4 protein-coding genes are annotated in these 12,093 nt (G+C 71.1%); all 4 read right to left on the reverse strand.

The genetic code is table 11. The annotated features are described in order from the left end of the window. Positions 1-37: 37 nt before the first annotated feature. The 4 genes from BN159_RS12075 to BN159_RS42825 all read right to left on the reverse strand — a co-directional run bounded on the left by BN159_RS12075 (position 38) and on the right by BN159_RS42825 (position 12,093). On the reverse strand, positions 38-1,714 hold the full coding sequence (locus BN159_RS12075) for an NAD(P)/FAD-dependent oxidoreductase (protein WP_015657256.1): 1,677 nt from the start codon (positions 1,712-1,714) through the stop codon (positions 38-40). Positions 1,715-1,768: 54 nt separating this feature from the next. Then, entirely contained in the window at positions 1,769-3,514 is a 1,746-nt protein-coding gene (locus tag BN159_RS12080; protein ID WP_015657257.1) for an NAD(P)/FAD-dependent oxidoreductase, read from the reverse strand. A 295-nt stretch (positions 3,515-3,809) separates the two neighbouring features. Further along, positions 3,810-5,324 carry an MFS transporter gene (locus BN159_RS12085; protein ID WP_015657258.1) on the reverse strand — a complete coding sequence of 505 codons (1,515 nt, stop codon included), beginning with the start codon at positions 5,322-5,324 and terminating at the stop codon, positions 3,810-3,812. Positions 5,325-5,442: 118 nt separating this feature from the next. Then, on the reverse strand, positions 5,443-12,093 hold the full coding sequence (locus BN159_RS42825; protein ID WP_015657259.1) for a type I polyketide synthase: 6,651 nt from the start codon (positions 12,091-12,093) through the stop codon (positions 5,443-5,445).

Raw genomic sequence — 12,093 nt, forward strand, 5'->3', positions numbered from 1 at the left:
GCGCGGGGCGTCCGTCCGGCCGGGCGGTGGGTGTGCCCTAGAAGATGCGCCTGCCCTTGAGCTTGGCCTTGACGGCCTCGCGGGCGTTGCCGGTCATCATCCGCTTGACCACGGGGTCGGCCTCGGTGTGCAGCCACCGCGCGGTCTTGGCCATGACCTTGGCGTTGGGGATCATGAAGCGCAGGTCGCGCTCGGCGAAGCCGAAGTGCTTCGGCACGAAGTTCGCGCTCTGCAGCTGGTCATAGACGGTGTCGGCCGCCTCGCGCGCGGTGACCTTGCCGGCCTCGTAGGCGAGGCACTCCTCGATCAGGCTGTCGTACAGGCCCTTGAAGCCGTCGTGGTCCGGCCAGTACAGGCCGAGATGCGGGGCCTTCTCCAGGTCCTTGAAGTGCTGGTCGCGGCCGTCCTTGTAGTACTTGAACAGCCCCTCGGACAGCCGGTAGGTGCCCGCGTTGGCGCCCCAGGACCAGATCCGGTAGACGGCGGTCCACAGGTCGTAGTCGCTGAAGGAGATGAAGGAGGCGTTGACGAGCGAGTCGTTGTAGTCGAACAGGCCCTGCTGGAGCCGGTCGACGTAGTCGAAGCGCTCACGGGAGAAGTCGCCGTCCTTGACGGCGTCAAGCAGCCGCCAGGTGAGGCTGTTGATGGCCTCGGCGGTGTTGGACAGGCCCCGGGAGTACAGCGGGTCCAGGAAGCCGGCCGCGTGCGAGAGCAGGAACCAGCGGTCGCCGGCGCACTGCTTGGAGGAGTACTGAAGGCGGTCCGTGGAGACCCAGGAGCGGACCGGGCGGGCGCCCTCGAACTGCCGGGCGATGTCGGGGAAGCGCGCCGCGTGGTGGTAGAACTCCTCCTCCGGCGTCATGTCCGCGGACTTGGGGTACTTGCGCGGGTCGAGGGTGAGACCGACGCTGCACAGCGGGTTGCGGGAGGCGGGGTGGTTGTCGAAGCCGATCACCCAGAACCAGCCGCGCTCGAAGAGGTGGTGCACCGTGCCCTGGTACCAGGGCGAGGGCGGGGTGTCCTCGGGGGCGCGGTCGAACAGGTCGTCGGTGGGCCGTACCCCCGCCATGTGGTTCCAGATCGACCGGGAGTGGTGGCTGAACCGGCAGGGGTCCTCGCGCAGGTTGAACTTCTCGGCGAGCGGCGAGCGGTAGCCGCTGGCGTCGACGACGTACTTGGCGCGGTACTCCTCGCCCTCGGCGGTGCTCAGGGTGACGCCCGCGTCGTCGAAGTCGACGTCCGCGACCCGGAAGTTCTGCCGCGCCACGGCGCCGTACTTCAGGGCGACGTGGTACATGTACGCGTCGGTGTCCTGCCGGTACAGGTGGCTCGCCTCGTGCAGCAGGCCCGGGGTGCCGAACTGGTTGACCTCGCGCGGGTCCTGGTCCTGGCCCTCGTGGTGCAGCAGGAAGCCGAAGTGCTTCTTCACGCCGAACCTGGGGCCGAGCACCTTGGTGGCGTTGGTGAAGGTGGCGAGCGTCTTGATCTCGGGGACGTCGTAGCGCTCGGCGATGGTGCGCAGGCAGACCAGCGTGTACGGGATCGTGGACTCGCCGATCGCGAAGCGCGGGTGGGCCGCGGCGTCCAGGAGCAGGACCTTGACGCCGTTGCGGGCGAGGACCGCTGCGAGCATGGAGCCGGCTATACCGGACCCCAGGATCGCCACGTCGTGTTCAGGGGACGCGCCACCGGCCGGGGTCGGGGTGTCGGACATGAGGTCTCCAGGAGGTTGAGCAGTCGAGGTGAGGAGGGGCGCTGTGCGCTGCGGTCACTTGGGCTGGGGCACCCTGAGCGCGCGGCCGATCAGCGGCCAGCCCGCGGCGATGTGGGTGAGCTCTTCCGTGATCTTGAATTCCTCGCGGTCGAACCGCTTCTTGATGAAGAGCGTCAGCCCTTCCCAGGTCAGGTCCCCGATCTCCTTGGGGGCCTGGGTCCGCGACCAGCGCAGGGTCTGGAGGATCTTGGCGGTCGACGCGTCGGTCCAGTGGTTGTCGGGGTCCGCGAGACCGAAGGCGGGCGGCACGAAGTCCGCGTCGCGCAGCAGTTGAATGAGGGCGTCGGCCGCCTCGCGGTGCCCGAGGTGCCCGTTGTGGACCTCCTGGACCGTCTCGCTCATCGACTTGAGCAGTTCCCGGGCCGGCGCGTAGTCCGGGATGGCGCCGTCGGGGGCCTGCCGCTCCAGGCGTTCGAGGACCTTCGGGTCGTGGTTCTCCAGGAAGCGGGCGTAGGAGCGGTTGATCTCGAAGGTGGCGAGGATCTGCCCGAGCGACCACACCCGGAAGTAGGCGTTCCACAGGAACCAGCTGCCGAACGAGGTGTAGGCGTTGGACACCAGGTCGTCGTTGAAGTCGAGCAGGCCCTGCTCCAGCTCCTGGACGTACTCGAACCGCTCGACGGAGAAGTCGTCGTCCTTGATGGCGTCCAGCAGCCGCCAGCCCAGCGCGTGGATGATCTCCATGCTGTTGGACAGACCGCGCGAGAAGAGCGCGTCGACGAACCCGGCGGCGTGCGAGGTCAGGCACCAGCGGTAGCCCACGGTCTGCTTGGAGGAGTACTGGAGCCGGCCGGTGCGCACCCAGTCGCGGACCGCGACCGCACCCTCGAACTGCGGGGCGATGTCCGGGTACTTGGCGATGAACCGGCGGAACTCCTCCTCCGGCGTGCAGTCCGGCTGCGGGTGGATGCGCGGGTCCAGGTTGAGGCCGACGCTGCACAGCGGGCTGGTGGCGCGCGGGTGGTTGTCGAAGGGGATGACCCACATCCAGCCGCCGTCGAAGAGGTGGTGGAGGGTCCCCTCGCTCCACGGGCTGGGGTTGTGGTGGGTGCCCTTGGGGACGGTGTCCTCGTACGGCTTGACGCCGACCATGTGGGTGAACAGCGACCGCGAGTGGTGGCGCAGCCGGCTGGGCTCCTCGCGCAGGCCGAACTTCTGGGCCAGCGGGGAGCGGTGACCGCTGGCGTCCACCACGAACTTCACCCGCACCGGGTCGCCCTTGTCGGGTATGACGGTCACGCCGTTGTCGTCGACGTCGACGTCGATGATCTTCGTCTGCTGACGGATCTCGGCGCCGTACTGGATGGCGACGGTGGCCATCCAGGCGTCGGTGTCCTGGCGGAAGAAGTGGTTCTCGGTGTGGGTGATCTTCGGGATCGGGAACTCACTGGTCTCCAGCGGGTTCTGCCGAGCGCCCTCGCGGTGGTAGAGGAAGCCGAAGTTGCGCTTCACGCCGCAGTTGGTGGAGATCTTCGACTGCACGGCCTCGAAGGTCGTCAGCCACTTGATCTCCGGGACCCCGTACCGCTCACTGACCAGCCGCATCAGCATCGAGGTGTACGGGATCGTGGACTCGCCGATGGCGAACCTGGGGTGGGTACCCGCGTCGAGCACGAGCACCTTCGCTCCGTTGCGCGCGAGGCAAGCGGCCAGCGTGGTTCCAGCCAGGCCGGACCCCAGGATGGCCACGTCGTACTGCGGCGACGTGGCTTGATTCGAGCGGAGGGCGGCAGAAGGCATGAGCCTCTCCTTAGCCAGATTTAGCCGTTCCGGGCTTCCGTTTCGGCCAAAGTAGAGGCATCGGCTCAAGGGTCACTCACATTCCGGTCAGGCCGATCTGGAAATAGGTGGGTGCGCCCGTCAACTAACGTCATGTATAAGCCAAATGTTCTACCCGCCGACTTGCGTCCCGCCCGCTGAACGCGGGCGTGTCCCGCGGCGGGCTCGCGGGAGCCGCCGCGGGACACGCCCGCACAACGCGAACGGCCGGCTTCCCCTGGTGGGGGAAGCCGGCCGTCGCGGCCTTACGGAAGACTCAGCCGAGGTGCGCCATCGGAGACCCTTGGGCCTCCCCCGGCGAAGGCTTCGGCGTGTTCATCAGCGCGGCCAGAACCACCGCACCGCAGGCCATGATCGCGCCGGCCCAGGTGAAGGCGGTGGTGAAGCCCTCCACCATCGCCGCCTTCTGAAGCAGCTCGGGGCTCTTGGCCCCGGCCGCATGGTCGGCGAAGTACTCGGCCGCCGCGTCCGCGGCCAGCGTGCTCAGCAGCGCCGTACCGATCGAACCGCCGATCTGCTGGGCGGTGTTGACGCTGCCCGAGGCGACACCGGCGTCCTCGTCGGCGACCTTGTAGGTGCCGTAGTTGACGGCCGGCGCGATGAGCAGGCCCATGCCCACGCCCAGGACGTACAGGGCGGGCATGACCATGCCCCAGTAGGAGGAGTCCGCGTCCAGCATCGCCAGCCAGAACAGTGCGCTGGCCGCGATGAGCATGCCGGGCACCATGATGGCGCGCGGCGGGACCTTGGGGAGGATCTTGGGCGAGATGCCGCCGGCGAACATGCCCACGCCGACCGGCATCGGCAGGAAGGCCAGACCGGTCTCGACCGGCGAGTACCCCTTGACCAACTGGAGGTAGAAGGTCAGGAAGAACAGCGCGCCGAGCATGGCGACCATGCCGACCGCCATGGCGAGGTAGGCGCTGCCCCGGGTACGGTCGGCGATCACCCGGAGGGGCACCAGCGGGTGGCTGGAGCGGGCCTCCACAGCGAGGAACGCGGCCAGCAGCACCGCGCCGGTCACGAAGAGGCCGAGCACCAGGCCGGAGCCCCAGCCCTCGGACTCCGCCTCGCTGCACGCGTACACGATGGCGACCAGGCCGGAGGTGACCAGCAGGACGCCCGGGATGTCGAAGCGGGCACGCACCGCGGCGCGCTGCTCCGGACCGAGGTACATCACACCGAACGCGGCGATGACGGCGATCGGCGCGTTGACATACATGCACCAGGTCCAGTCCAGGTACTCGGTGAGGAAGCCACCGAGCAGCAGACCGATGACGGCACCGCTGGCGACGATGCTGCCGAAGATACTGAAGGCCTTCGCCCGTTCCTTCTGGTCGGTGAAGTTCACCGAGATCAGGGACAGCGCGGTGGGGGCCAGCAGGGCGCCGAAGACACCCTGGAGAGCACGCGCGGTCAGCAGCATCTCGATGTTGGGGGCCGCACCACCCAGGCAGGAAGCGATCGCGAAGCCCGCCAGGGCGATCAGGAAAGCTCGCTTACGACCCGTGTAGTCGGCGATCCGGCCGCCGAGCAGCAGAAGGCTGCCGAAGGCCAGTGTGTACGAGGTGACGACCCACTGCCGGTTCTCGTTCGAGAAGCCGAGGTCGGCCTGCATCTCCGGCAGCGCGATGTTCACGATCGTGATGTCGAGAACCACCATGAGCTGGGCCAGACAGATGAAGACGAGGGCCGTCCAGCGCTTGGGGTTCGCTAACGGGGCCGCTCCGACGGCGGTACCGCCGGGGACCCGGTCTTCGGATGTGGTCATGGGAGGGAGATGCCTTTCTCCGTCGTGTCTCCGCGGCCCCGGCAGGGGGGCCGCGGACGTGGGCTCGGCCGTGCGGGTCGGCCTCCGCCACGGGCGGGGGCGTCACCGCGACATGAATTCACCCGTTGATGGATTCATCCTGCCATGAATTATTCTCCCTGACCGACGGTGCAGGCAAGTACCCAGTTCGGACCATCCAGTCGAAGTACAGCGACAGCAGTGAGCCGTCAAGCGGAGGACAAGCGATCCCCGAGCCGACCAGGCCCTGGACGGTGTTCGTGGCGTCGTAGTCGATGGCCTCCTCGCCGCCGACGACGAACTCCTCGACCACCCCCATGACGGGGTGCAGCTCGTTGTCGTTGACGGCGAAGGAGTCCTGGAGGGTCCGCCACCACTGCTCCACCGGCACCGTCCGGAACTCCCAGCCGTGCCGTTCCATCGCGAGCAGCAGCTCCTTGAAGGCCGCCTTGCGCCGGTTGACCAGGTGGTACGTCAGCCCCCACGCGTGCTCGCCGCGGGAGATCCGCACCAGGGCCGAGGTGACGTAGTCCACCGGGGTCATCTCGATCTCCAGATCGAGGTCGGGAGCCATTCCCAACTGCACACAGCCCTTGATCACCCGGGTGGTGAAGTGGGTGGTCAGACAGGCCCCGGTGCGCGAGTCGCCGAGGACGCGGCCGGGCCGGTGCATGTCCACCGGGATTCCGCGCTCCTGCGCCTGGCGGACCAGCAGTTCGGCCGCCCACTTGGTCTGGACGTAACCGGTCACCAGCTTGCCGGCGCCGAGGATGTCGTCGCCCTCGGCGATCACGGTGCGGCCGTCGGCGGGGATGCCCCAGATGCCGTACGTCGACACGTACGAGACCGGGATCTGCGTCGGGCCGGAGCAGGCGAGGCGGAGGATCTCCTCGGTGCCGGTCACGTTGGCGGGGCGCAACTGCTCATAGGTGTAGGAGAAGTTGACCCAGGCGCCGTTGTGGTAGATCGCGTCCAGGGTGCCCGCGAGCCGGGTGAAGTCCTCGTCCGTCAGGCCCAGTCGGGGCTTGGCCAGGTCGCCGGGGACCACCTTGACCCGGTCGTCGGCGCCCTCCCGCCAGGTCAGGTACTGCTCCAGGTTCTGCCGGACCCGGGCCAGGCCCGACTCCGGTGTGTCGCAGCGGACCAGGCAGTGGACGGTGGCGTCGGTGGTGGCCAGCAACTCGTCGAGGAGGTAGGCCCCGAGGAAGCCGGTGGCGCCGGTGAGCAGGACGTCGGTCGGGTCGGTGTAGCCCGCGCCGACCGGGCCGGCCGGGACGATCGCCGGGTCGAGGTCGATGTCGGCGGCGATCAGCGCCGGCTCCGTCCAGTCCGCGGCCGATTCCGGCGCGGCCTCGCCCTCGCCGCCGAGTTCGGTGTCGAGCAGCCGCACCCAGTCCTCCAGCGTGGTCCGCTCGAAGAACTGGCTCGGGCGCACGCTGATGCCCAGATCGCCCTTGCAGCGCTTGACGACCTCCATGACCATCAGCGAGTCCAGGCCGTGCGACATCACGTCGGCCTCCGGGAGCACCGACTCCGGCGGCACCGCCAGCACCTCGCCGAGCACCTGCTGGAGATAGCCGGTCAGCACGGTCGCCCGGCCCGCCGCGTCGGCGCCCTCCAGAGCCTGGAGCACCGCCGTGGACGTACCCGATCCGATGCCCTCGTCGATCTCCACGGTGCGCAGCACCGGACGGTCGGCGCGGGCCTCCATGACCGGCTTGTACACCGACCAGTCGGCGGAGCAGACCACGGCCTGCGGAGCGCCCTGGGCCAGCAGCGCGTCCAGCAGCCGCAGACACTGCGGTGCGGAGAGCATGCGCAGTCCGGTGGAGGTCAGGAACTCCACGACGTCGGCGCCGAACAGGTTCGACGTCAGCTCCCACGGTCCCCAGCTCACGGTGAGCGCGGTCAGGCCCTGGGCCTGGCGGTACTCGGCGAGCGCGTCGAGGAAGGAGTTGGCGGCGGCGTAGCTGGTCACGTGCTGCGAGCCCCAGGTCGCGGCGATCGAGGAGAAGCCGAGGAAGAAGTCCAGCTCCAGACCCTCGGTCAGCTGGTGCAGCAGCCAGCCGCCGACCACCTTGGGCCGCCACACGGCGTCGTAGTCGCTCGGGTCCGACACCGGGATGTCCCGCAGGAACTGCGGGACCGAGGTGCCGGCCGCGTGGACCACTCCGCGCAGCGGCATCAGGCCGGTCGCCAGGCCCTGGATCACCGGGAGCATGTCCTCGATGTCGTTGACGTCGGCCGCGACCACGTCGACCAGGACCCCGGTCTCCTCCAGCGCGGACACGAAGTCGACGCGTTCGCGGACCGAGCCGGTGAGCGTGGGGTCGTTCCACCGCTGCCGGGGCGGCAGTGGGGTGCGGCCGAGCAGGACGAGCTTGCCCGCGCCGCTGTCGGCGAGGTTGCGGGCCAGGGCCTGGCCGATGCCGCCGAAGGCACCGGTGATCAGATAGGTGCCCAGGCGGTCGATCGTCGGCCGCCGCCGCAGTTCCTCGGCGGTGAGCGGGAACTTCACCAGCCGGGCCACCCGGCGGGCCTCGCCGCGCAGCGCCTGCTGGTCCTCGGCGGCGGTGTCGGCGAGCGCCGCGGCCAGCGCCGAGCCCTCGTCGGTCTCCCCCGCCTGCGGGTCGAGGTCGATCGCGCCGGCCCAGTGCTCGGGGTGCTCCAGCGCGATCGCCCGGCCGAGGCCCCAGAGCGTCCCGGCGAAGGGCGAGGTGACGCCCTGTCCGGCGAGCGCGGGCACGGCGCCCCGGGTGACCAGGCTGAGCCCGGTCCGCGTGCAGGCCGCGCGGGCCGTCAGGCCCTGGACCAGGGCGACGGCGGCCAGTTCGGCACGGTCCCGGAAGGCGGTCAGCGACTCCGCGTCGGCGGCGTCCGGGCGCGGCGCGTCCAGACCGGTCAGCAGGACGACCCGGTGCGGGGCGACCCCGTCGGGCAGGTCGCGCAGCCAGTCGTCGAGGTCGGGGGCGCCGGACTCCTCGATCCGGCAGTGCGCGCCGAGGGCCCTGAGGGCCGTGGCCAGTCGGCGGGCGGTGCCGGTGCGGTCGGGCACCAGCAGCCAGCCCTGCCCGGACAGGTCCGGTGCGGCGGCGGCCGGTTCGGTCTCCTGCCACTCCAGCCGGGTGAGCAGCTCCTCCGGGTCCCGCCAGGGCGCCGGGGCGGGGGCCGAGGTCGCGGACTCGGTGACCACCATCAGCTCGCGCATGCCGCCCAGGTAGGCGCCGTCCTCGGAGAACAGGTCGACGCTGCCGGAGACCGTGCCGGGCTCCTTGCCCGCCTGGGCGATGGCTCGGACGTAGCGGGCGCGGTCCAGGGACTCCATCGTGGCCTCGGTGATCCGGCCCGCGAAGCCCGCCTTGCTCAGGCCCGCGCTCCAGGAGACGGCCGCGACCGCCGCGTCGAAGACCTGCACCGCGTGGTCCGCGATCTCCTCACCGTCCAGGCCGAGGGCGACCAGTACGCCCTCGTCGCCACGCCGCGCCGAGACCACGGCGCCGATCAGCGCGTCCGACAACGAGGCCGTCTCGTAGTGCAGTTCGTCCTCGTACTCCTGTCCGGCGAGGGTCGGGGCGGCGTGCCGCGAGCGGGTGCTCGCCCGGCGCCGCAGCACCGCGCGGGCATGCCGGGTCCAGGGCGCTCCGGCGGCCGCCTCGGCCGGGGTCTGGCTGTGCAGGGTGACGATCGCGCAGCCGTCCTCGTCGGTGTCGACGGTGATCTGGAGGACCCGTCCGGCCCGGTCCATCGGCGGCGGCCGGTCCACGTCGAGCTTCTCGACGCAGGACCACACCCCGCCGAGCGCGTCCGCCGCGGCCGCCCGCGCCGCCCGGCCCAGCGAGCCGACGGGCAGGAACCGGAAGCCGTCCGCACCGGTGCGCGCGAAGCGGTCCCAGTCCGGCGCGTCGAGCTGGATCTCATAGGTCGGTACGGCGCTGTGCAGCCGGGTCCCGGCCTGCGGCACCGGAGTGCCCGCGGCGGCGGCCCGGGGCGCCTCCCGGCGCTCCTCGTACCAGTAGCGCTCGCCGTGCCAGGGGGTGACCGGCAGGGCCACCCGGCGCGGTGTGCGTCCGGCACCCGAGTGCACCGCCGTCCAGTCCACGGTCTCACCGCGCAGGTGCAGCAGACCCAGCGCCCGCTGGACGGCGGTGCGGTCCTCGGGTGCGCCGGCCCGCGGCCTGTACAGGGACGGCACGTACAGGCAGTCGCCGTCCAGGCCGGTGCGCTCCCCGATGCCGCTGAGCACCGGGGAAGGGCCGATCTCCAGGAAGGTGCGGGCCCCTTCCGCGTGCAGCGCGGTGAGGCCGTCGTGGAAGCGGACCGTGCCGGCCGCGTGCCGCACCCAGTACTCCGGGCCGCTGTCCTCGGCGGTCCAGGCGCGTCCGGTGTGGTCGGAGATCAGCGGCAGGGTCGGCATCCGGTAGGTCAGCGACTGGGCGACCTCGCGGAAGTCGGCGAGCATCGGTGCCAGCAGCGGGGAGTGGAAGGCGTGACTGACGGTCAGCCGGGTGGTGCGCGTCCCGCGCGCCTCCAGCGCCGTGCGCACCGCGTCCACGTCGGCGGCGGCACCCGAGACGACCACGCTGGAGGGGCCGTTGACCCCGGCCAGCGACACCGTGTCGCGGTAACCGGCGATGGCCGCGCGGGCCGTCGCCTCGTCGCAGTCCAGGGCGGCCATCGCGCCGCCCGCCGGGAGCGCGGCCATCAGGGCGGCGCGCGCCGCGACCAGCCGGACGGCGTCGGGCAGTTCGAAGACTCCGGCGATGCAGGCGGCGACGATGCCGCCGATGGAGTGGCCGAGCAGTCCGCTGGGCTTCAGGCCCCAGGACTGCCACATCCGGGCGAGCGCGTACTCCACCGCGAACAGCGCGGGCTGGGTGTAGCGGGTGTCGTCGACCGGGGAGTCCTGGCCGGGCTCCGGCCACACCACGGATGCCAGCGGGCGGTCCAGGTGGGCGTCGAAGAGGGTCGCGGCCTCGTCGAAGGGGCCGCGGAAGGCGGGCTCCTCGGCCAGTCCGCGGGCCATTCCGGCGTACTGCGAACCCTGGCCGGTGAACAGCCAGGCCGTCTTGCGGTGCTTGTGGACGGGCAGTTCGGCGGTGACGACGCCGGAGGCCCGCTCACCGCGCGCGAACGCCTCCAGCGCCTCGGCGAGTTCACCCGCGCCGGTGCCGGTGACGGCGAGCCCGTTGCGCTGCCGGGACCGGCCGACCTGGCTGGTCCAGCTGATGTCGGCGAGCGGCGTCTGCGGGTGGGCGCGCAGGTGTCCGGCGTACCGTCCGGCCAGCGCGGCGAGGCCCTCCGCGGAGTGCGCGGACAGCGTCAGCACCTCGGGGCCGCCGAACTCGACGGGCTCGGCCCGCTCGGGTACGGCGCTGATGACGGCGTGCGCGTTGGTGCCGCTCGCGCCGAAGCTGCTGATGCCGCCGATGCGCGGCCGGTCGCCGGTGTCGCCCCAGGCGCCGCCGTCCTTGGTGACCTCGACGTTCAGCTTGCCCCAGTCGACGTTCGGGTTGGGGTCGTTGAAGTGCAGGTGCGGCGGGAGCTCGCCGTGCTGGAGGGCGAGGACCAGCTTCAGCACACCGGCGATGCCCGCCGCCGACTCCAGGTGACCGATGTTGGTCTTGATGGAGCCGACCTTCAGCGGGCTGTCCGCCGGGCGGTTGCGCCCGATCACGGCCTGGAGGGCGCGCAGTTCGATCGGGTCGCCGAGCGCGGTGCCGGTGCCGTGCGCCTCGACGTAGTCCACGTCACCGGGGGCGATCCCGGCCTGCTCCAGGGCGCCGCGGATGACGCCCTGCTGGGCGGCCGGGTTGGGCACCGTGAGGCCACTGCTGCGGCCGTCGTGGTTGACGGCCGAGCCGCGCACCAGGGCGAGCACCGGGTCGCCATCGCGCTGGGCGTCGGAGTACCGCTTGAGGACGACCACACCGGCGCCCTCACCGCGCACATAGCCGTTGGCGCTCGCGTCGAAGGTCTTGCAGCGGCCGTCCGGGGAGAGCCCGCCGAACTTGCTCATCATGACGAAGCCGTACGGCGAGAGCATCAGGTTCACGCCGCCGGCGAGCGCCATGTCGCACTCGCCGGTGCGCAGGTCCTGGCAGGCCTCGTGCAGGGCGACCAGGGAGGACGAGCAGGTCGTGTCCATGACCTTGCTCGGTCCCATCAGGCCGAGGGTGTAGGAGATCCGGCCCGCGACGAAGCTGGGCTCGCCGACCAGTTGGTAGGCGTCGACGTCGCGGATGTCGCCCTCGCTCTGCCGGAGCCGGGCGTAGTCGGTGGTGGAGACGCCGAAGTAGACGCCGGTGGAGCTGCCGGTCAGCCGGTCCGGTGCGTAACCGGCCCGCTCCAGTGCCTCCCAGGCCACCTCCAGCACGATCCGCTGCTGCGGGTCCATGCCGACGGCCTCGCGCGGCGAGATCCCGAAGACGCCGGGCTCGAAGCGGTCCACGCGCTCGTCGAGGAAGCCGCCCTGGGTGACGTACGCCTTGCCGGGCCGGTCGGGGTCGCTGTCGAAGACCGCCTGGGCGTCACCGCGTTCCGCCGGGAACTCCCGGATGGTGTCGGTGCCGTCCACCAGCATCCGCCACAGCGAGTCGGGGCCGTCGGCGCCGCCGGGCAGGCGGCAGCCGAGCCCGATGACGGCGATCGGCTCGTCCAGCGGCCGGCTGCGGTTCTTCGCCAGCTCGCCCTGGAGCCTCTCGATGGTGCGGACGGCTTCGACGAGGCGGGCCCGGTAGTCCGGGGTCGTCAT

It is taken from the genome of Streptomyces davaonensis JCM 4913, from assembly GCF_000349325.1.
GTDB classification, from domain to species: domain Bacteria; phylum Actinomycetota; class Actinomycetes; order Streptomycetales; family Streptomycetaceae; genus Streptomyces; species Streptomyces davaonensis.

Bases quoted from the DNA above. Each gene is read 5' to 3' on its own strand.
- BN159_RS12075 (WP_015657256.1), bottom strand. From the start codon at position 1,714: ATGTCCGACACCCCGACCCCGGCCGGTGGCGCGTCCCCTGAACACGAC.
- BN159_RS12080 (WP_015657257.1), bottom strand. From the start codon at position 3,514: ATGCCTTCTGCCGCCCTCCGCTCGAATCAAGCCACGTCGCCGCAGTAC.
- BN159_RS12085 (WP_015657258.1), bottom strand. From the start codon at position 5,324: ATGACCACATCCGAAGACCGGGTCCCCGGCGGTACCGCCGTCGGAGCG.
- BN159_RS42825 (WP_015657259.1), bottom strand. From the start codon at position 12,093: ATGACGACCCCGGACTACCGGGCCCGCCTCGTCGAAGCCGTCCGCACC.